17 protein-coding genes, 2 tRNA genes and 1 pseudogene are annotated in these 21,439 nt (G+C 61.6%); 10 read left to right on the top strand and 10 right to left on the bottom strand.

The genetic code is table 11. From position 1 onward, the window contains the following. Positions 1–279: 279 nt before the first annotated feature. Positions 280–2,283: a DUF2207 domain-containing protein gene (locus tag GT613_RS03015; RefSeq protein WP_114516660.1), complete on the bottom strand. Its 2,004-nt coding sequence runs from the start codon at positions 2,281–2,283 to the stop codon at positions 280–282. 64 nt (positions 2,284–2,347) lie between these two features. On the opposite strand from GT613_RS03015, the gene GT613_RS03010 reads away from it, so the two are divergent. After that, positions 2,348–2,438 (top strand) — tRNA-Ser (locus tag GT613_RS03010). 31 nt (positions 2,439–2,469) lie between these two features. Here GT613_RS03010 and GT613_RS03005 read toward each other — a convergent pair. From GT613_RS03005 to GT613_RS02980, 6 genes are all read right to left on the bottom strand, one after another. After that, positions 2,470–2,835, bottom strand: a complete 366-nt coding sequence (locus GT613_RS03005; RefSeq protein WP_021410348.1) for a hypothetical protein — start codon at positions 2,833–2,835, stop codon at positions 2,470–2,472. A gap of 108 nt (positions 2,836–2,943) precedes the next feature. Then, positions 2,944–4,926 (bottom strand): hybrid sensor histidine kinase/response regulator, encoded by a 1,983-nt coding sequence (locus GT613_RS03000; RefSeq protein ID WP_114516659.1) that lies wholly within the window; start codon positions 4,924–4,926, stop codon positions 2,944–2,946. A 165-nt stretch (positions 4,927–5,091) separates the two neighbouring features. Continuing rightward, positions 5,092–5,646 (bottom strand): LemA family protein, encoded by a 555-nt coding sequence (locus tag GT613_RS02995; protein WP_009305668.1) that lies wholly within the window; start codon positions 5,644–5,646, stop codon positions 5,092–5,094. Between the two features lie 125 nt (positions 5,647–5,771). Further along, positions 5,772–6,773 (bottom strand): 4-(cytidine 5'-diphospho)-2-C-methyl-D-erythritol kinase, encoded by a 1,002-nt coding sequence (gene ispE / locus GT613_RS02990; RefSeq protein ID WP_114516644.1) that lies wholly within the window; start codon positions 6,771–6,773, stop codon positions 5,772–5,774. Then, positions 6,770–7,273 (bottom strand): nucleoside deaminase, encoded by a 504-nt coding sequence (locus GT613_RS02985; RefSeq protein ID WP_009305665.1) that lies wholly within the window; start codon positions 7,271–7,273, stop codon positions 6,770–6,772. Before GT613_RS02985 ends, ispE begins: the two co-directional genes overlap by 4 nt. A gap of 8 nt (positions 7,274–7,281) precedes the next feature. Next, entirely contained in the window at positions 7,282–8,181 is a 900-nt protein-coding gene (locus GT613_RS02980; protein WP_009305664.1) for a LysR family transcriptional regulator, read from the bottom strand. Positions 8,182–8,507: 326 nt separating this feature from the next. Here GT613_RS02980 and GT613_RS02975 point away from each other — a divergent pair, with 326 nt between their 5' ends. Together GT613_RS02975 and GT613_RS02970 are read left to right on the top strand one after the other, a co-directional pair. Continuing rightward, complete coding sequence (locus tag GT613_RS02975) at positions 8,508–10,055, top strand: FAD-dependent oxidoreductase (protein ID WP_114519838.1); 1,548 nt, start codon at positions 8,508–8,510, stop codon at positions 10,053–10,055. Between the two features lie 139 nt (positions 10,056–10,194). Beyond that, a tRNA-Ser gene (locus tag GT613_RS02970) sits at positions 10,195–10,282 on the top strand. Between the two features lie 684 nt (positions 10,283–10,966). Here the strand turns inward: GT613_RS02970 and GT613_RS02965 are convergent. Beyond that, the gene (locus tag GT613_RS02965) at positions 10,967–12,313 is read right to left on the bottom strand and encodes a citrate/2-methylcitrate synthase (RefSeq protein WP_009305662.1); all 1,347 of its coding nucleotides are present in this window, start codon (positions 12,311–12,313) and stop codon (positions 10,967–10,969) included. A gap of 363 nt (positions 12,314–12,676) precedes the next feature. On the opposite strand from GT613_RS02965, the gene GT613_RS02960 reads away from it, so the two are divergent. Further along, a complete protein-coding gene (locus GT613_RS02960) occupies positions 12,677–14,263 on the top strand; it encodes a glycine betaine ABC transporter substrate-binding protein (RefSeq protein WP_009305661.1) in 1,587 nt (528 codons plus the stop codon). A 1-nt stretch (position 14,264) separates the two neighbouring features. Continuing rightward, complete coding sequence (locus tag GT613_RS02955) at positions 14,265–15,209, top strand: ABC transporter ATP-binding protein (RefSeq protein WP_009607749.1); 945 nt, start codon at positions 14,265–14,267, stop codon at positions 15,207–15,209. A gap of 392 nt (positions 15,210–15,601) precedes the next feature. Here GT613_RS02955 and GT613_RS02950 read toward each other — a convergent pair whose 3' ends face one another. Continuing rightward, positions 15,602–16,615 (bottom strand): DUF559 domain-containing protein, encoded by a 1,014-nt coding sequence (locus GT613_RS02950; protein ID WP_009305656.1) that lies wholly within the window; start codon positions 16,613–16,615, stop codon positions 15,602–15,604. A 411-nt stretch (positions 16,616–17,026) separates the two neighbouring features. On the opposite strand from GT613_RS02950, the pseudogene GT613_RS02945 reads away from it, so the two are divergent. The 5 genes and pseudogenes from GT613_RS02945 to GT613_RS02925 form a co-directional block, all read left to right on the top strand. Continuing rightward, a pseudogene (locus tag GT613_RS02945) lies at positions 17,027–17,389 on the top strand (helix-turn-helix domain-containing protein); the annotation flags it as partial. Then, a complete protein-coding gene (locus GT613_RS02940) occupies positions 17,338–18,396 on the top strand; it encodes an IS3 family transposase (protein WP_227101378.1) in 1,059 nt (352 codons plus the stop codon). The pseudogene GT613_RS02945 and the gene GT613_RS02940, both read left to right, overlap by 52 nt. A 150-nt stretch (positions 18,397–18,546) precedes the next feature. Further along, positions 18,547–19,182, top strand: coding sequence for a TetR/AcrR family transcriptional regulator (locus GT613_RS02935; RefSeq protein ID WP_009305652.1), 636 nt, complete (start codon positions 18,547–18,549; stop codon positions 19,180–19,182). A 52-nt stretch (positions 19,183–19,234) separates the two neighbouring features. Further along, a complete protein-coding gene (locus GT613_RS02930) occupies positions 19,235–20,152 on the top strand; it encodes an ABC transporter ATP-binding protein (RefSeq protein ID WP_009305651.1) in 918 nt (305 codons plus the stop codon). Next, a complete protein-coding gene (locus GT613_RS02925) occupies positions 20,145–20,942 on the top strand; it encodes an ABC transporter permease subunit (RefSeq protein ID WP_009305650.1) in 798 nt (265 codons plus the stop codon). Before GT613_RS02930 ends, GT613_RS02925 begins: the two co-directional genes overlap by 8 nt. A gap of 57 nt (positions 20,943–20,999) precedes the next feature. Here GT613_RS02925 and GT613_RS02920 read toward each other — a convergent pair whose 3' ends face one another. Beyond that, positions 21,000–21,428, bottom strand: a complete 429-nt coding sequence (locus GT613_RS02920) for a protease inhibitor I42 family protein (RefSeq protein WP_009305649.1) — start codon at positions 21,426–21,428, stop codon at positions 21,000–21,002. Positions 21,429–21,439 lie beyond the last annotated feature (11 nt).

Here is a 21,439-nt window from a genome sequence, read left to right as displayed (position 1 = left end):
CGCCCTCGCGCAGGATATGGAGGCCCTGGGGATGTCGTGAGGTAGCCGCTTGACAACATAGGAGCGTCTGAGCGGAGGCCGCAGGCCGGAGTCGAAGGATGACAGCGGTGGCGCACACGGCCAGCCCGTGCTTGTTCATGCTCCGGCGCTTCGCGCCTTCGCTCCGGACGCCAGGCGCGCTCCAGTCGCCCATCGGATGGCAACGTGGAACCTCGTTCGCGGATACGCGCACAAACAAAACGCGGCCCCTTGCCGGGGCCGCTCTCGTTCCTGCTTGGTTTACCGGGCGCCGCCTCCACCGCCGAAGCCGCCTCCGCCGCCGCCTGAGAAGCCGCCGCCGAATCCACCGCCGCTGGAGAAGTTCCCGCTAGCGCCCGAAAGCGCCGCCTGAGCCGTTGACATCGTGTTCGTCATCGACGTTTGCAGCATGTCGCTAACCGAAGGCATCGCTGAGCCGGCAGCCGTATGGCCTCCCGTGTACCAGAACCACCAAGGCATGTACGTCATGCCCATAGATCCGTCGTACTCGAACAGCTGCGGCATGGTGGTTTGCAGCTGCTTGATGGCCTGGTCGGCCACGCCGAACAGGTAGGCGTACACCATGAACTCGCCCCATACCTTCACGTCGGTGGGCGGACGCTCGTCAAGAGACGAGAAGTCGGTCAGCCAGTTGCGCAGCGCCTTGCTCTTGGCCGTCAGCTCGTTGCCCTTCACACTGCGACGCGGCATGTAGTTCCCGATCACGCCCAACGCGATGGCGGTGGGAATCATGAATATCAGAGGGATGAAGTTCGACATGAGTATCCAAATGGCGACACCGGACAAAGCGACCACCACGGCAAGCGCGATGAGGTAGCCCTGGTATCGCTTGCCTTTCGCCTCGAAGAAATCCTCGCGGTTCGTCGCCGCCGAAAGCGCGCCCTGCCAGCCCTGCATCGCGTCGACGAACTCCTGCGGATGATCTTCGCCGTACTTCTTGATAGTGCCGAACCACAGCGAGTCGGTGCCCCCGGCCAACGTGCCGAAAAGCAAATCCAACGCCTGACGATCGATGGGATCGGTCACGTTGTCGGCAGCAGGCAGCCTTGTGATGTAATAGTCGTCCACGGTCTTCATGCGCCCGAACGCGCCTGGCTCCTCGTAACTGCCCGCGTCGATGCGGATGGCGCCGACATGCGCAAGATGCATGAGCGTAGCCGTGAAATCGTCTTGGCTCTCGCGATCCCAGCGCCACAGGCGTCCGATAGCCGCCGGATGGATGGAGGGGTCAGGCACGTCGCGCCAATACTCGTCGGTAAACCGGGGCTGGTATTCGCGTCCGTACTTGAAGTAGGCGCGCAGCGCCCAGGCGAGCAGCAGCACGCAGACAACACCGCAGCCGATGACGAACGCCAACGAAAGAACGCGAGTGCGGTTCGCCTGGTCGCTCCAGTCCTTTTCTTCTTTCAGCACCGTGTCCAAACGGTTTTCCCCTTGATGCAGCGCCGCGCTTTCGGGCGACAGGTTCGTTAACCACTTCACCGGAAACGCCACGCGCGCTTCGGCGAATTGACCTGCCGCAACATGCGGCACGGCATACGTCACGGTTCCGTCGGCGTTCACGGTCACCTTGCCGTCGAGCGGTCCATGACCCCATGCGCGCACGTTCTCTCCCGGCACGACCTCGGTACCCTGCGGTACGGGCAGCGCCAACGTCATGGTGACGTTGTCGGAAGCCTCTTTCCATTGGGAGCCCACGTATTTCCAGTACACCTCGCCTATGTCGGAATACGCCTGCGCCCCGTTGACCACCGTATAATCGAGCTCGATGATGCGACGGTCGTCGGAGGCGTTGAAGAACACGTACACGCTGTTCTTCGGCGCGTCGAACGAGTAGGAATCTTTCCCAGGCCCGCCCGATTCGCGCCAGCCGAGCACGAACGCCTCGCTCGGCAACGTCGTCCAGTCGCCCACCACCGTGCCATCGGCATCGACGTTCGCCATACGCACGCCGTTGATCTTGAGGGAAGCGTTCTGCGGAAGCCCGTCGAAGGTCCACCACACCGCGGAGAAATCGCCGTCGAAATCGAACGTGCGCTGCTCGGTCACTTGCAACGCGCCGTCGGTTTCCACCTGGGCCTGGATATCCACCTTCGGCATAGTGTACGACTTCGCGTGAGCCTGCCCGGGAGCCAGCGCCACAAGCGCGCATGCGAGCGCCAGGAGCGCCGCGCAAAACAGCACGGCGTTTCGTCGGGAAAAAGCGAAGGATTCGCGGAGTTGCGAACCGCTCATGTTTTGCATGATCATGCTCCTTGCAACTTGGAGGTGGTCACGGTATCATAGCAAACCGCACCTATTATACCGCGGAGAGCTGACCGAGAGGCCGAAGGTGCTCGCCTGCTAAGCGAGTACACCCCAAAAGGGTGTCTGGGGTTCGAATCCCCAGCTCTCCGCCACCGCATTTCAAACCCTCGTAAGAGGGTTTTCCTATTTCTTCCGCCAACGCCTGACACGGGAACCCGGAGTCGTCGTCTTCGCGGCCTTGATGCGGTACGCGGGGTTGTGGCGCAAAAACACCGCGCGGCATATCCGCGTCACCGCAAGCCCGATAAGCGCCGTCAACAAAAAGCTGAACGACAGATCGAACACGGCTCCGTTGCGCTCGAGCCACGCGTAGGCGCACACCAGCAGGAAGAACGCCGACACGGCACCCGTGATAGCCGTGAATATTCTGATGAGCAGCTCTTTCGCTCGGTTCGGGGAATAGCGCCATGCGGCCACGATGTATACGATTGCCGCCACCACGGCCAACACGATAAGCATCGGGACGATGCGCGACAGTCGAGCGAACACGGAAAGTGCTCCTTTCCCAGGTCGGGATGCACGGGCATCCGGCAGCTAGCGTTGTCCGCATCATACCAGACCGGCGCGCGTTGCTCTCATATCATCGAGAAGAGCCATCTATTCGTCGATCTTAGCGTCGACGAACGTCGCAAACAGGTGGCACACCTCGCTTTTCCCGATGGGCTTCACGGCGAATCCGTCCATCCCGGCGTCGAGCGCGCGGCGGCGATCCTCCTCGTAGGCGTTCGCCGTGGTGGCGATGATGGGCGGCCGTGCGCGACCTGCTTCCCGGTAGCGTTCGACAACGAGTCGCGCCGCCTCGAGGCCGTCCATGCCGGGCATCTGGATATCCATGAACACGAGGTCGAAGCGCCCTTCGGGCGCGCCTTCAAGCAGATCGAGCACATCCAGGCCGTTCCAGGCGCGCTCGACCGTGGCGCCCGTCGAAGCGATGATCTCCTCCGCTATCTCGCCGATGATCTCGTTGTCTTCCGCAAGTAGCACGTGCACATGCTGCCAGGAGCATGACACCGCCGAAACCGCAGCATCCGAGCGCTCGGCCTCGATGGACTCCTCCAACTGCAGTTTGCACGCATCCCCTTCGCAAGCTTCGAACGGCAGCACCAACGTGAAACGCGATCCGCGCCCTCGCTCGCTTTGCACCTGTACGGTACCGCCCATGAGATCGGCGAGGTTCTTAACGATGGACAAGCCCAGACCAGTCCCCTCCACCGATAAGCGCGTAGGCACCTCCTCGCGCTCGAACGGGTCGAACAAACGCGACATGAACTCTTTCGACATGCCTATGCCGTCATCTTCCACGATGAAGCGGATCAGGCGAATACGCATATCGAAGCCGTCATGGCTGGTCGGCTCAAGCGAAAGACCGTGCTGGGCGGCATATTCCACGCGCTCGTCGCCCCTCAGCTCCTCGACGGCAAGGCTTACCGTCCCGCTCGGCTCGGTGTACTTGACGGCGTTGCCAAGCAGGTTGATGAGCACCTGGTTCACGTGCATCTCGTCACCCAGCACAAGCCCGTCTTCGACGTCGACGCGCAACACCGAGAACGTCAGATGCTTCGAATCGGCTTGCGGACGCACGATAGACCCGAGCGTTTCCACGACGACATGCAGGTCGAACGGCTTGCAGCACAGGTTGATTTGACCGCTTTCGATTTTGCTCATATCCAGCACGTCGTTCACGAGATTGAGCAGGTGATGCGACGACAGCTGCACTTTGTCGAAGCATTCCTTCACGCGATCGCGCTCATCGATATGCTCGACGGCTATGTCGACGAGTCCCATGATGGCCGTGAGAGGCGTCCGGATGTCGTGCGACACGTTCGACAGGAAGCGCGACTTCGCTTCGCTGGCATCCTGCGCCTTCTCCATCGCGCACCGCAGGCTTTCCTGCAGCTCGCGTTCTTGCCGGTTCTTGCGCTTGATCACCGCGAGGAACAGCACCAGCGCCACCATCACGGCCGTCATAAGCACCGACGCCGTGAACATGGTATCCTGGCGGGTTTTGCCGACCGCCTTGTACAACTGGTCGAAAGAACGGGCGGCGGCGGATATGATGGCCTGGTTGTCTTCCAGCATCCGATCGATGCGCGGGTCGATTTCACTCGCCAGAAAAGCGGCAACCGCCTCGTCGTCTGCGTCGCTCAAGCTGAGGGCGATAAGTCGATCCTGCAACTCGCTGAACTCCTCGTAGTTGCTTACCAGGTCCTTTACTTTCTCGGGATTGCCGTGATGGCGCTGTTCAACCACCCTGAACGCTGTGCGCAGGTCCTCGTCGATGGAGGCGAACTCCGTTTTAACGCTTGCGACGGTCTCCGGCGTGCGCGCGAACGCTAAGCGGTTGTCCAGCGTTCGCACTTGCATGAGCAGCGTTTCGGCTCGACCTGCCGCAACGGTGACCGCGTAGGGATGTTCCTTGAGATCCTCGGTTTTCGTATCGATGGCGTTCATATTCACCAACAGAACCGCGTAGAACGACACGAGCAGCGCCATGAGCGCAAGCGCCGCGATAAGATAGACCGGGTCGGAATCGAGCACGCGACCGAATCGATCGTGCTTCCGCGATGAAACCTTCTTCATGAAGCCGCTCCGATAGACGGGCGCAGGATCCACGGCGGCAAGACGCCTCTCAGCGAAGCTAGCGCGCACGGCCGCCAGCACGAGGCGCCAAGATAGCGCAGCGAACCCTACGCAAAATAGTTTTCGACGAGCGCCGCGCAGAGACGCGACGCTCGTTGAACTTGGCTAGAACTGCACCTTGGGAGCGACTTCCGCGCCCGCCGTCGCGTCGAAGCTATCGCGCTGCTTGAAGCCCATCATGCCCGCGATGAGCACTGCAGGGAACGTCTGGATCGCAGTGTTGTACTTCATGACGGTGTCGTTGAAGCTTTGGCGCATGTAGCTGATCTTGTCTTCAGTGTTGGACAGCTCTGCTTGAAGCTGCTGGAAGTTCGTGTTCGCCTTGAGGTCGGGGTATGCCTCCGCGACGGCAAACAGGTTCTTCAGCGCACCGGTGAGGAAGCCGTCGGCCTGCATCTTACCTTCGGGCGTAGGCGCGTTCATGACGGCGGTGCGAGCCTTGGTAACCTCCTCGAGCGTGCCGCTTTCGTGGGCGGCATAGCCCTTGACGGTTTCGACGAGGTTCGGGATGAGGTCGAGACGGCGCTGCAACTGCACGTCGATCTGCGCCCAGGCGTTATCCACCATGTTGCGGAGCTTGACGAGGTTGTTGTATAGCCCGATCACGGCCACAACCAGCACGACGACGATGACGAGGATGATGATCAATGGGATGCTCATAGCTCTCCTTTGCTGTTACGTGGCTAGCATTCTACCATCGTGCATGCCATTCAGGAAATCCGCTACCGATTGGTAAACCGAATCGTAACACTTAGATTTCGCGAATGCATCGGGCTGCCGAAATTTCAGCGGTTCGGCACCACGGCCGCACGCGCCGAGCCGAACATGGTAGCACGCGCCCACCAGCCGCGCATGCGCGCCTCGGCGGCCACGCGACCTGCATCGGCGAACGTGGCGCACTGCATGAACACGGCCGACCCGCTGCCCGACATGAGCACGCGCTGCACGTCGACGCGCTCGCTAGCCCACAAGCGGATGTCCACGAGCGCCGGAAGCAGGTGCTCGGAAACGGGCACGAGGTTGTTGCGCAGCGGCACGTCGGCGGCGCGCTGGGCTTCGAGGGCTGCTTCGCGATCGGCCTCGGAATTGGCCGTGGGATGCTCGTCGAACGCGCGGTACGCGGCAGCCGTGGACACGCCGCCCTCGGGCTTCACGAGCACGACGTTGCCGTTCATGGGCGCAAGGGCATGGTCGAACGCATCGCCCACGCCCGTGAAGCAAGCGCAGCCGCCATGCAGGAAAAACGCCACGTCGGCACCCAGGCTTCGTGCTGCTTCCTCGATACGCGGATCGTCGGCAGGCACGCCCCACAAGTGCGCAGCGCCCAGCAGCGCCGCGGCGGCGTCAGAGGAGCCGCCGCCCAACCCGGCCTCGGCGGGGATGTGCTTCTCGAGGCAGGCGACCACCGTCTCGTCAGCCGTGCGTTCCAATTTTTCAGCCAGCAGGCGCACGGCCTTCGCCACGATGTTGCTCTCCACGGGCACATCGAGCATCGCGAGCCCTTCGCGCGCAACGCACGAGAGATCGACGGATAGACCTTCTCCGCGTCCCGGCGCCAGCTTCATGCGTAAAACGTCGTGCAGCATGAGCGCATGCATGATGCTGACGGCCTCGTGATAGCCGTCCGCGCGCTTCGCACCGATGTCGAGGAACAGATTCACTTTCGCCGGTGCCACCAGCTTGACGGCATCGGGGCCGGCGAAGCCCGCGATGTCCACGCCTTGCGCGATGCGAGCCACGGCCAGCATGTCTACGGCGTTTTCGCCGTTCTTGCTCGGTTGCGTCATTTCGATTCCATTCGTTTCTTGCGCTTGCGCGCGAAGAAGCTGCGCAGCAGCTCGGCGCATTCATCGCCCAGAACGCCGGAGACAGCTTCGAAGGTGTGGTTGAGGCGCTCGTCTGCGTTGACCGCGTACAGCGTGCCGAGAGCGCCCGCCTTCGGATCGGCCGCGCCGTACACGCAGCGGTCGACGCGCGCTTGATGCATAAGGCCCGCGCACATCACGCACGGCTCCAGCGTCACGTACACCGTGCAGCCGGTTAACCGCCACACGCCCAAACGCTCGGCTGCCTGTTTGAGCGCGATGAACTCGGCATGCCCCGCCGGATCCTGCGTAGTCTCGCGCAGGTTGCACGCACGCGCGATCACCTGCGGCTCGGCCAAGGGGCGGCGCGTTCCAGGATCGATGGGCTCGTAGACGACAACGGCCCCGATGGGGACTTCGTCCAGCTCTTCGGCGCGGCGCGCTTCCTCGATTGCCATGCGCATGTAGTCTTCATCGGTCATGTCGCTTATTATATGCCAAAATACGCATCGAGTTCGCTTTCCTTGCCGTACGGCGCTAGCAGATGGCGCGCCACCGCACGCGCCATAGGGCGTAGCGCAGGGGCGAACACCAGCATAGAGTCCATCTCGATGGGCGCATTGATCAGCGGTCTCATGCAAACCTGATCGGTGACCAGCATTTTTGCGTACTCGGTTTGAATAATAAAGCAGCCTTTGCTGATTGAAACCTGAGCCAACATAAGGTTCTTGTCATGCATAAGCAACGTCATGTTGATGCCGTATTTTCGAAACGTCGCCTCGTACAGCCTGCCTTTGCAAGGGCTCGTCTGGATGACCGTCTTCCCCCTCAAATCCGTCTCGAAGTCGATGAACCTCTTGCGCGACAACGGGTCGCTGGCCGACAGCAAGACCGACAAACCGTCGTCGCATAGCTTTATTGAGGGCAATCCCAAATCATCAGGAGGCTTTATGGAAAACGCAAGCTCCAGCTCCCCTTCCGCTATAGCTTTCCAGAATGCATCATGGTCGCCGTCGACCACTTCGATCTTTACGCGCGGATCATCTTGGAAGCTCGCCAGCAACCCTCGCTTCTGGCTGTACCCCACGTACATGCTGAGCAAACCCACGCGCACCAGCTCGGAATCCGTTTGGCTAACCGAACGGATATCGGCAACGCACGCATCCCACAGCCGACCCTCTTCGTGCAGATAACGGAGAAGGATCCTGCCCGCCGCCGTCAGCTCGACGCCCTTCTTGCCACGGACGAAAAGCTGCGCGCCCAGTTGGCTTTCGAGGCTCTTCATGCTCTTCGACAAACCTTGCCGCGAAAGGTAAAGCGACTGCGCGGCTCGAGTGATGCTGCCCTCCGAGCACAGCGTGCAAAAATACCTTTTCTGATCGACATCCATACGAAACTTTGCCATGGTTGTTCCCCTCGCCTATGGCCTTCGCGCGTCCCCTCGACCGCTCCCGACAAGTGACGACGCGGTCGGATCCCCCTTATCTCAGTATAGACAAAACGACTGCGCTTGAAGCCTACAAGGTTGCGCTCCTTATCGCAAGATAAGTCGATGCGCATGACGTACACCCTTTTGACCTGGTATTACCGATATACGTCGACTTCTAGTTGACGCTTCATGGCATATAAGAGTTTCTTTTCGCACCCGCACGGTCAAACGTATAGTGCTCCAAGAGCGGGCCGGGATGCCCGCACCGTTACAGGAAGGGGATTGTCATGGGAAATCTGACACGCAGGGACCTTTTGAAGGGCTTGGGGTTGGGATCGGTCGTTCTTGCCTCGGGAGGCGCGCTCGCCGCTTGCTCGCCCAACGAGAACGAGACCGGGGGCGCAGCAAAAACCTCGTCGCAAGGTAGCAGTTATCAATTCGCTAAGCGCAAGAGCGACATCGCCGGCATGACGCAAACCGAAACCGACGTGCTGGTCATCGGCGGAGGCGGAGCGGGCCTGTGCGCCGCGCTCAGCGCTGCCGAGCAAGGCGCGCAAGTGACATTGTGCGAGAAGACAAGCGTTCTGGGCGGAGCCACCATGCTTTCAAGCGGCAAGATTCCCGCCGTAGGCACTCAGCAGCAAATGGACATGGGCGAAAACGACAGCGTGGACGCATGCGTTATGGACATCATGCGTCCGAACAACTACAGCGTTCGACCCGACCTAGTGCGCACCGTGACCGAACAATCAAAAGACATCGTCGAGTGGACCGAGAAGCACGGCGCAGTGTGGACCATCGACCAAGCGCTGTATTACGGTCAGACTGCGCACCGCATGCATACCACCGCCGATGCCGGCAAGGGACTGACCGATGCGCTCGTCGCAAGCATGAGCGCCAACGACGCAATCACGCAGATGCTGTCATGCGAAATGCAGGGACTGGTGCTTGCGGACGATAGCGACGACGTCGTAGGCGCTTACGGCAAAATGGGCAAGGACGAGCTGGCCATCCTGGCAAAGAACACCGTCCTAGCATCGAGCGGGTTCGCCAACAACCCCGACATGCTGGCGCAATACTGCCCCGAGGCCGTTGATGCTTTCAAAATGGTGGCGCCAGGAGCTACCGGCGAAGGCATCCTCTGGGCTCAAGAGCTGGGCGCGAACCTCCAGAACATGGGCGCCTACCAAGGCCATGCGTTTCACGGAGTAGACAACGGCAAAACGCTTGAACAAGGCATTGCGAACAACGGCGGCATCATGGTGAACCAAGAAGGCAACCGCTTCGCCAACGAATACACCGGCTATTCCGAACTGTCCCCTCATGTCATAGCGCAATCCGACAACATCGCCTACCTATGCTTCACCGACGCGCAGGTAGCAAAGAGCGCGAAATACGCTGAGTGGGAAGCAGAGGGCATCGTAATGAAAGGCGCATCCAGTGCCGAGCTGGCCGCCGCCATCGGGACGGACGCCGCGACGCTGGAAAAGACGATCGCAGAGTATCAGGCCGCCATCGAAAAGGGCGAGGATAAATTCAACCGATCCCATCTGCCGGAAAGCTTCGATGGCCCGTATTACGCAGTGAGGGTTACGGGCGAGATTCGCCATACGCAGGGCGGCATGGCAACCGATCTAGCAGGTCACGTGCTGCGCGCAGACAAGAGCCTGATCAAGGGATTATATGCAGCTGGCGGCTGCACCGAAGGATTCTCCTCACGCGGAGGTGCAGCCTACATGAGCGGCAACGGCCTCATTCAGGCACTCGTCTTCGGCAAGATAGCCGGAGCCGCCGCCGCAACTGAAAGCCCCGAGAGCGCAACCATCGTGGAATGAGCCGAAAGCGCAAAGGACGCTTACGAGCAGCCGACACGGACGAGCGATGCGGCTTCGTGCGACGCGCGGTCAATTTCTTGTCGCATTGCGATTGACTGCATGATATCCTAAACGCTGCGCACACGCGCAAACCCCATGCGGAGGCGTGGCCGAGTGGTTGAAGGCGGCAGTCTTGAAAACTGTTAAGCCGCAAGGCTTCGTGGGTTCAAATCCTACCGCCTCCGCCAGAAACGCAGCGCGCCCGGAACCAGCTGGTTCCGGGCGCTTTTCTTTGTTCGGTCCTGCCTTCCGGCTTGAACTCCCTGCTCACGAGCGAATGTTTCACGTGAAACATTCGAGAGGCGGCCGCTTCGCGCGCATGGAGCCGGCTTCGGCTGCGCATGATTGGGCAGCTCATGCGCAGCAAAATCGCCGGTTTGGCAGACCGAGCCCTTCTCCGTCCATAGAGGGAAACACGCGACCTGGCGTTTTACCAACAAGTTTGGCGCCGAGCGTCCTCAAACCGCGCTGAAACCAGGAAAAGACTGCCAAAAACTCGATTTTGCTGCAGAAGGCTGCGCAAAAAACGTCCATGAGCCGCGAGCGCCGGCGAACCGGACGGAGCACGGTAAGGGACCAGGCCCTTTCGTGGCGGAGCGGACGAAACGCAGCGAGGGGCTTGGGCGCCTTCGTGGCGGAGCGATCTCAGGAGACAGCGAAGAACTCGGGCACTGCAGCGAAGCGGGCGAATCCTTCGCAAAAAGAAACGCGCTCCTCGCCCGTTGGGAAAGGAGCACGTTGTTCATTGGAGTGCGTTCGGTCGCGGATGTTTCACGTGAAACATCCGTTCGCGGCGCAATGTCGAACGATCCGGCGCGCGGCCGCACAAGCGCCGCGCGAACAGGCGACCCGAGTCGACGGCCGCCCCGCCCCTAGCGTTCGCTCATGGGAACGTAATCGCGCTTGCCGCTGCGAATGGACTTGTACGCAGGACGGATGATGCGCTTGCCGGAGACGATCTCCTCGAAGCGGTGCGCAGCCCAGCCGGACATGCGCGCGCACGCGAACAGCGGCGTGAACAGATCCTCGGGAATGCCCATCATCGAGTACACGAAGCCCGAATACATGTCGATGTTCGCACACATGTCCTTGCTGGTGCCCTTCTCGCGCAGAATCACCTCGGGCGCCAGGCGCTCGATGCTTTCCAGCAGACGATACTCGGCCTCGAACTCCGTGCCCACGGCCAGCTTCTCGGCGAACTGCTTGCAGATGATGGCGCGCGGGTCGGACTTCGTGTACACCGCATGCCCCATGCCGTACACGAGACCCGTCTTGTCGAAAGCCTCCTTGTTGACGATCTTCGCCAGGTAGTCGGCCACCTGGCCCTCGTCGGACCAGTCGGCCACGTTCTGCTTGATCTCCTGCTGCATAGCTAGCACCTGATGGTTCGCGCCACCATGCTTCGACCCCTTGAGCGAACCGATAGCGCCGGCGTACGTGGAGTACGGATCGGTGTCGGACGAGGTCAGCACGCGCGTGGCAAACGTGGAGTTGTTGCCGCCGCCATGCTCGGCATGCAGGCACAGCATGATGTCCAGCATGCGCGCTTCCTCAGCCGTGAACTGGCGATCGGGACGCAGCATGGACAGGATGGTCTCGGCCGTGGACTGACCGGGAATGAAGCGATGCATGATCATGGAGCCGTTGTTGTATCGAGCCTGCTTCGCGTAGTAGGTCAGCACCATGATGCGCGGCAGACGCGAGATCAGCGAGATGGCGGTGTGGATCTCGTGATGAGCCGAGCGATCCTCGGCGTCCGCGTCGTAGGCGTACAGCAGCAGGATGGTGCGCTGCAGCATGTTCATGATGTCGGGCGGGGTGTCGCGCATGATCATGGAGGCGGTGAAGCCGTCGGGCAGTTCGCGTTCGGCATCGAGCGCGGCGATGAAGCGGTCGAGCTGCTCCTGTGTGGGCAGCTCGCCCATGAGCAGCAGGTACGCCACCTCCTCGAAGTTGAAGCGGCGATCGGCCACGCTGGTGTCCAGCAGGTCGTACACGTCGTAGCCGCGATAGCGCAGCATACCCTCGTCGGCTACCTTCTCGCCGTCTGAGACCACGTAGCCGTGAACGTTGGCGATGTTCGTAAGACCCGCGATGACGCCCGTGCCGTCGGCGTTGCGCAGGCCGCGCTTCACGTCGAACTGGTCGTAGCTCGCGGTTTCGATGGTGTTGATCGCCTTGAAGTTCTCGTACAGAGCGATCTGGCTTTCAGTTGCCATGGCGCATCCTTCCTGCCGCGCGAGCGCGGCCCCTCTTCCGAAATACCATGCTGCACGCGATGACCGCCCTTGAAACACGCGGTCTCTGGTGGATATGGCGAATGGGAAAATACGTCTCTCTTTATTATGATAAAGCGCAGCGACCCACTGCGCAATCAATGCATGCCAGTCACCCGGCGAAAACCACAGGCAGTACCCGGGAATCCACCGTCTCGTGGCGATTAGGTAACACGACCGCCTTGCCGCGCCCAAGCACCGACACTTGATTACAATGTTGACGAAGTCTGTAGGATTTAACCATGCAGTCCGCATCTCAACCCTCGACGTAGCGTCCGTCACCACGTGCGAAAGCGAGGATTCCTCTTGATTCTGACCGAAACCCTGGCCTTGCTCGTTGAAAAACGCGATTGGTTTTTCGAGCTCCTTCTGCAGCATATCGGCATCTCGCTCATATCCATTGCGCTGGCGGCGCTCATCGGACTGTCGCTGGGAATCGCCATCGCCACATGGAGGCGAGGGGCGAAGCCCGTGCTTGCGCTGGTCAACTTCGTGTACACCATCCCATCCATTGCGCTTTTCGGCTTCCTTATCCCCATAACGGGCATCGGCGACCCTACCGCCATCGTGGCGCTCACCGTGTACGCGCTGCTGCCGATGGTACGCAACACCTACACCGGCCTCACCACCATCGATCCCGCCATCATCGAAGCGGCACGCGGCATGGGCTCCACCGACCGCCAGCTGCTGTACCGCATCGAGCTGCCGCTGGCCGCCCCCGTCATCATGAGCGGCATCCGCAACATGGCCACCATGACCATCGCGCTGGCCGGCATCGCCACGTTCATCGGCGCAGGCGGCTTGGGCGTGGCCATCTTCCGCGGCATCACCACGAACACCATGGCCTTGACCTTGGCAGGCAGCGTGCTGATCGCGCTGCTAGCCATCGCGGTGGACCTGCTGCTGGGCTTAGCCGAGAAGTCCACGCGACGCCACCTGGAGCCTTCGAGCGCACGGCGGCAGAAGCGTTCGGGTGCGCGTCGGACTTCGCGTCGCAAGCTGGCCCCGGCCGTCGCGGCGGGCGCGGCCGTGGTGCTGATAGCGGGCGGGGCGTTCGCGTTCGCGAACCGCGGCGGCGGAGAGAACGTGGTGAACATCGCCACGAAGCCCATGACCGAGCAGTACATCCTCGGCGAGATGCTGAACACGCTGATCGAGCACGATACCGACCTCAAGGTGGAGCTCACGCAGGGCGTGGGCGGCGGCACGTCGAACATCGAGCCCGGCATGGAGAAGGGCGACTTCGACCTCTACCCCGAGTACACGGGAACGGGATGGAACGCCGTCCTCAAGCACGACGACACCTACGACGAGTCGATGTTCGACACGATGCAGCAGGAATACGAATCGCAGCTAGGCCTCACCTGGGTGGGCATGTACGGGTTCAACAACACGTACGGCCTCGCTGTGAGCCGCGACGCGGCCGAGCGCTACAACCTGCGCACGTATTCCGACCTGGCGGGCGCAGCGGGCGGCCTGACGCTGGGTGCCGAGCCCGACTTCTTCGACCGGCAGGACGGCTACCCCGGATTGCAGCAAGCCTACGGCATGGACTTCGGCACCACGAGAGACATGGACATCAGCTTGAAGTACCAGGCGCTGTTCGAGGGCCAGGTGGATGCCATCGTCGTGTCCACCACCGACGGGCAGGTGGCCGACGAGCGCCTCGTGGTGCTGGAGGACGACCGGCACTTCTATCCGTCGTATCTTTGCGGCAACGTCGTGCGACAGGACGCGCTGGAAAAGCACCCCGAGCTGCGCGGCGAGCTGCTGAAGCTGCAAGGGGCCATCACCGATGCCGACATGGCGCGCATGAACAACGAAGTGGAGACGCAAGGGCAGGAGCCGAAAGCAGTGGCCGACGCGTTCCTGGCCGAGAAGGGGCTGATGTAGCATGGAGCATGCATTCGCGCAGACGCACAGCGCGGAATCCTTCCCTAAAGGACTAGCTTCGCGTCGCAACTCCGGCGACTCCGTCGCCTGCGCTCGGGATGACAGGGTGGGACGTTCCGAGGGTTTCGCGATTTGTCATCCTGAGCGGAGCGCGCAGCGCGAAGTCGAAGGATCCCGTGCGGCGCCAGCAGAAGAAGGCTCCACACCCGCCGTCGCGTTCGAGCACGTCAGCAAGCGATTCGGCGATGCCGTCGCCGTGGACGACGCGAACCTCGACATCGACGAAGGCGCGTTCGTCACCATCATCGGCAGCTCGGGCTGCGGCAAGACCACGCTGTTGAAAATGGTGAACGCGCTGGCGATGCCCGACGATGGACGCGTGCTGGTGCACGGGAAGGACACGAGCGGCGTCGACCCCATCGAGCTGCGCCGAAACATCGGCTACGCCATCCAAGGCAGCGTGCTGTTTCCCCACCTCACCGTGGAGCAGAACATCGCGTACGTGCCCTCGCTGCTGAACAGCGGCGACGAGGGTCGCACCGAGGAGGCCGTCGCGAAATGGATGGACATCATCGGGCTGCCGCACGACATCATGGATCGCTATCCCGCCGAGCTGTCGGGCGGACAGGCGCAGCGCGTCGGCATCGCCCGCGCGTTGGCGGCCAGCCCCGACATCCTGCTGGCCGACGAGCCGTTCAGCGCCGTGGACGCCATCACCCGCGGCAGCCTGCAGGACGAGATCAAGCGCATCCATAGGCAGACGGGCATCACCGTGCTGTTCGTGACGCACGACATCGACGAGGCACTCGACCTGGGCGACAAGGTGCTGGTGATGGAGGCCGGCCGTGCCGTGCAGTTCGCCGAGCCGTGCGACATCCTGCGCAACCCCGCCACCGAGTTCGTCGACCGCCTGGTTACGCGCAAGCGCACCGTGTACGCGCGATAGCGCGCCGCCCCAGATAGCCGCCCTCAGCGAGAAAGCCGTCCCGAGTCGAGGGAGCCGCCCCTCCCACCACTATCCCGAGCCGGTCCTTGCACGCCGGAAGGGCCCTCGATGGCAAAATACCATCGAATTCGGAAGTCTCAAGGGAGGCGAAGGCAACCGTCTTGAAAGACAGGGACGACCGTGTCGTAAAACGCCTGGTCGACAAGGTACTGAAAACGCCACGCTTCGTAGCCTTCGATCAATCCGTTTTGTGGTTTCCGAATTCGGCCACTTTTTGCCAAAAGCACCGGGGTTCGCTGCACCGCCGTACCCCCGCACTCAGCTCAAGGTGGCTCGCTGCACAGCCGCACCCGACCAGAAGCGCACCGCCGGCATCGCAATTCGCCACCCGATCAGATCGCCTCCTCGTATCCCACGGGCAGCCCGAGCCGCCTTCTCAGGCGCAGCTTGCGGGCATGCCAGTCGGAGACGTTCGTTCGCAGGCGCTTGCCGAGGTGACGACGAATCGCTTCAGCCACCGCATCGGTAGCCGCAAGGCTGTTCAGCTCGTCATTGGTGACGCCGAGCACCGTCCAGCCCATGGCCGCCAACGCGTTAGCCCTTCTCGAATCCCGGATGCGGCTGAGTTCGCCTTCGTGATTCTCCTTGCTTTGATACTCCACGTCGAGCCTCGCTTCTGGCCAGCAGAGATCGCAGCGAAAGCTTTTCTTCCCGGAAATCGCGCGCGCCGCCGGACTTGCGATCACCTCGTAGTTCATGCGGGGAAAGCCCATGCCGTAACCTCCGCGGAAAGGACTGAATCCCAGGACAAGCGCGAATTTCGTCTCGCGCGACGATGCGGACCCGTCCACGAGAAATGGAAGGATGCGCGCGACCTTCTGCGCACCGCCGAGCGAGCTGTTGCACGCTACGTAGTCGCGCAAAGCCCGAACGCTTGTCAGCGGCTCGACATCGTATCCAACCGAAACGCCAGTACGCCTCGTCTGATACGACCCGCACAACTCCCACCCCAACTCAAGCAGCGAAACCTCGTTGCGGATCCGCGTTGCCATTTGAATGAATGCAAGCTCGGGTTTGCTGAAGAACACGTCATCGCCCAATCGAAAGAACGAGGAACGCGAGAAGCCCCTCGTGCACACATGAGGAACGCAAAGCTCCCCCGCCCGACCGTTCGGCGTGCTCACCAACACGTGACTAGGCCTTTCGAACCTCAGACCCGGATGATCCCCTTCTATGCGCTCAAGCGCCGAGCTGAGCTCTTTGGTGCGCGGGGCGCGCTCGGGGATGCTTGGTTTTCCGCTCCTCACCGAAGCTAGCTCGCAGGGTTGGGCCATGCGCAGCATCTGCAAGGCCGTGATGTATCCGAAAACAATGCGTGATTGCGAGGCACGTGCGATCTTCTGCACAAGACCCCCTTATTTGCCCTGGGCGGAGAGGATCTTGCAGACGTGGTAGGGGAAGACGAGGGCATCGCTTCCAGCAATGGGCTACTCGAACGATGGAGAGCGCCTGCACTGGCTCTGTAGTGAGGCTGATTCTATCATGATCGGGCAGTTCATGGCAGCAGCCGTGGCAATAGTTGGTCGAATTCGGAAAAAGAAAAAACCGGGAAAGAGCCGGCAGTTTTCGCGAGCTGGGGTTTTTGCTGCGCCTTGGGCGCTTGCCGAAAGCGCAGGGGCGATCGCGAACGTGCAGGCTTCCGAATTCGCACACTATTTGCCAAAAAGACAATTCCGACTTGCAAGGACAGAAAAAAAAGGGGGGGGGTCGACCTGAACTGCCTCCCATTTCTTGGACAAGAAAGTAAAGTTCGAGAGATGGGAGGCTTCTTTATGCCGCCGAAGCATGACAGGAAGATGCGCGAACTAGCGGTCGAGCTGTTCGACGAGGGGTACGGCAGGGACATCGTCGCCGCGAGGCTTTGCATGTCGGCCAGCATCGTGGAAAAATGGCTTCTGACGTACAGGTCGGTCGGAAGCGAGGTGCTGCTCTGCATGGGTAGCCGGAAAACGAGATACGCTTGGGAGACGAAGGCCGCCGCAGCTCGGGCCGTCGTGGACGAGGGGATGGGCAAGCCCGAGGCCATGGCCGCCTTCGGCATCGCGTCGAGGACCCCGCTCGACTCCTGGTGCCGGCTCTACCGCGAAGGCGGGGCCGACGCTCTCAGGCCCAAGCCCAAGGGCAGGCCGAAGGGATCTGCGGCTCAAAGCGCGCCCAAGACGCGCGAGCAAGAGCTCGAGGCGCGCGTGCGCAGGCTCGAAGCCGAGAACGCCTACTTAAAAAAAGTCCGCGCCCTGGAGGCGGAGAAGTCTCGAGCTGGGAGAAGTCCCAAGTGATCGAGATGCTTTCAGGGCAAGGCCACGCTCTTTCCGACCTGTTGGCAGCCGCCGGGCTCCCGAGATCGACTTACTACCGCGCCCGCTCGCACCCGCCGAGGCCGACGAGGCCGGAGCTATGGGAGAAGGTGGCGGAGGTGCTCTCCCGCACGGCCAACGGCTGCGGACACAGGCAGGTCGCCATGGCCCTGCGCGCCGAGGAGGACGTGGCGATAGCCGACAAGACCGCACTGAAGATCATGCACGAGATGGGCATCAGCTGCGGCATCCGGCGCGAGAGCGACTACCACAGGTACAACTCGTTCAAAGGCGTTGTCGGCAGGGCGTTCGACAACGTCCTGGACAGGGACTTCTCAGCCGACGAACCCTGGCAGAAGCTCGGCACGGACGTCACCGAGTTCAAGGCCCCGTGGGGCAGGGCCTACTTTGCCCCAGCGTACGACTTCGGCAGCAAGGAGATCGTGTCCTGGAGCATATCGCGGTCTGCGAACATGGCGCAGCAAAAGGAGATGCTGGAAGGCCTGCTGGCGAAGATGCCGGAGGCCGCGAGCCCGGTCATGCACTCCGACATGGGATGGCAGTACCAGCACGACGGTTATTGCAAGACGCTCGAGGAGGCGGGCATCGTCCAGAGCGTGTCGAGAAAGGGCAACTGCATCGACAACGGCGCGACCGAGCAGGTCTTCGGCCATATCAAGGACGAGTTCTTCCGCGGGCAGAGCTTCGAGAGCTTCGAGGAGTTCAAGGAGAGGCTCGAGGCGTACATCGTCCACTGGAACACGAGGCGAAGGCAGGTTAAACTGAAAGGACTGACCCCGGAGGAATTCCGGAACCAGTCCTTAGCAGCATAGCCACCTTTATTTTCCTTGTCCAAGAACCGGGACGCAGTTCAACCTGGCAAAAATTCTTCCTCGCGCCCCCTTCTAAAAAATAGTCAACGGGGTAGCATGGTCTTCGATCCGTTGACCGGCCGGTCAACGGCGGCAGGAAAGGAGGCGGCAGTGGACGACCGACGCTCGAAATTCGAGAGCCTTCCCGAAGAGCGGCGCGAGGCCATCGTCAGCGCCGCCGTGGAAACGTTCGGCAAGAACGATTACAAGAACGCCTCGACCGAGACGATCGCGCGCAGGGCAGGCATCTCGAAGGGCCTTCTGTTCTTCTACTTCAAGAACAAGAAGGAGCTGTACCTGTACCTCATGGAGCATCTGATGGAAAAGGTGTCCAACCTGGTGCTGGACGATGGGTATTGGGAGATCGACGACTTCTTCGAGCTGCTCGTCTACGCGGCGGAAACCAAATCCAAGGTGCTGAGCAAGTTCCCCTACCTGCTGGAGTTCTCCATCCGGGCCTTCTACCCGGAGCACAAGGACATAAAGGATACGATGGACAGCTGGACGCAGCGACAACTCGACTTTATGTTCACGACGTACTTCAAGAACGTGCGGTTTGACCGGTTCCGCGACGACATCGATCCGAAGTACGTGCTCAACATGCTGATTTGGCTGGCCGACGGCTATCTGCACCAACAGCAAGCGCTGCATCAACGCATCGATTTAGACGCCATGATGGACGAGATGTACCGCTGGTGCGACATGCTGAAAGCCTATTCGTACAAAGAAGAGTACCGGAGGCGATGAGATAGCAACCCCATCCCTTTGTCTCCCTTTGTCTCATTAAGGAGGAATACCGATGAGCGACCCCGTGATCGAACTCAAGGGGCTCAAGAAAGACTACGGCAACGGCCGCGGCGTGTTCGACGTGTCGTTCTCCGTGGAACGCGGCGAGGTGTTCGGCTTCCTGGGGCCGAACGGCGCTGGGAAAACCGTGACCATGCGCAACCTCATGGGCTTCATTCGCCCCGATGAGGGCACCGTGAGCATCGACGGCCTGAACTGCTTCAGCCAGCGCAGCCGCATCCAGGAGCGCCTGGGCTACCTGCCGGGCGAGATCGCCTGCATGGACGAGATGACCGGCGCGGCCTTCCTGGAATTCATGGCGCGCATGAAGAAGCTGCGCGACCGCACGCGCATGAACCAGCTGGTCGAGTACTTCGAGCTGGACCCCGCGCGGCGCATCCGCAAGATGTCGAAGGGCACGAAGCAGAAGGTGGGCCTGGTGTGCGCGTTCATGACCTCGCCCGACATCGTTTTGCTGGACGAGCCCACCAGCGGCCTCGACCCCCTCATGCAAAGCCGCTTCATCGACCTCGTGCTTGAGGAGAAGCGTCGCGGCGCCACTATCCTGCTTTCATCGCACCTGTTCGACGAGGTGGAGCGCACGTGCGACCGCGTCGCATTCATCCGTGCGGGCAGGCTGGCCGCCGTCGAGCGCATGAACGACGTGAGGAAGAGCCGCAAGCGCGTGTTCGCGGTGACGTTCGCCGACGAGACCACGCGCGACCGCTACGCGCAGGCGCATCCCGACGCACGGAAACAGGGCGCGGCTAGCGTGGAGGCAGCCGTGGCCGGCAACCCCGACGCGTTCGTGAAAGACTTGGCCGCCTACGACATCGTGGACCTCGCCGCGCGCGAGCAAACGCTGGAAGAGCTGTTCATGCACCTGTACGGCACGACGAACCAGGTGGAGAAAGGAGGCTCTCATGAATAGGACGTTGTTCGCCAAAGAGCTGCGCGCGAACCTGTTCGTCAGCCTCATCATCGCGGCGGTGCTGGCTATGTACATCGGCGTGATCGTCAGCATGTACGATCCGGAGCTGGGAGAAAGCCTGGATGCCATGATGCAGAGCATGCCCGAGATGTTTGCGGCGTTCGGCATGTCGGTGCAGGCCACCACCCTCATCGACTTCATGCTGAACTACCTGTACGGGTTCTTGCTGACCATCTTCATCCTCGTGCTCATCCTGATCGTGGCGAACAAGCTGATGGTGCGCTACCTCGATCGCGGCGCCATGGCGTATCTGCTGGCTACGCCGAACAGCCGCACGCGCATCGCGCTGACCATGGTGGGCGTGATGGTGACCATTCTGGTGGCGCTCATGGCAGTGGTGACGTCGCTCGAAGCAGGTTTCGCCGAAGCGCTGTTCCCGGGCGAGCTGGATATGCAGGCGCTGATGCAGGTGAATGCGGGATTGTTGGCCCTATGGCTGGCGATGGCCGGGTTGTGCTTCCTGTCCGCATGTCTGTTTTCGAACGCGACGGCCGCCCTGTGGGTGGGAGGCGGCCTGAACATCCTGTTCTTCCTCATGCAGATGGTATCGCAGGTGGGCGACAAGTTCGAGTTCCTGAAGAACGTCAACCCGCTGACGCTGTTCGACTACTACGGCCTGGCCGCGGGCGACGCGTCAGCCGTCGGCGGCGCGATCGCGCTGACCGTTGGCGCGGTGGCGCTGTTCGCCGTGGCGGTTGCGGCCTTCGATCGGCGCGACCTCAGCATCTAGAGCATTCCGCACGAGAAAGGACGGGAACGGCGCTCGGCCGTTCCCGCCCTTTGATGTTTACGCCTGCTCTTCAACCTGCGTGAACGCGCCGTTTTCAACCGTCGCATGCAGCACGACGGTCTTGTCGCTGTCCGACGCCTCCCACGACCGCGCATACGTGAACGTCAGCGTTGCCTCGCCCGAGCCGTCGGCTTTGAAGTTGAACGTGTGCACGCCGCCTTCGCCCGTCTTGGGCTGGGCGCCGTCGCTCGCGGGGACGAACTCGTCGCCGTCGGGCTGCACGGCCGAGCCGTCGATCTGGAAGGTCCACTCGTACCCCGTCGTGGGGTTCGCGTCCAGCTTGACCACGAGGTCGCCCTGGCTGAACTCCGCCGACCCTTCGGCGATCTGGACCTCGGATCCCGGCGCAGCCGAACACCCGACGGCGAACGCGATGAAAGCCGCCATGCACGCTCCTGCTATCACGAGTTTCAGACGAGCCTTCATCGCGCACTCCT

The sequence above is a fragment of the Eggerthella sp. BIOML-A4 genome (genome assembly GCF_009875575.1).
In the GTDB taxonomy this organism is placed as follows: Bacteria; Actinomycetota; Coriobacteriia; order Coriobacteriales; family Eggerthellaceae; genus Eggerthella; species Eggerthella lenta.
This window is presented reverse-complemented; position numbering and strand designations above follow the sequence as displayed.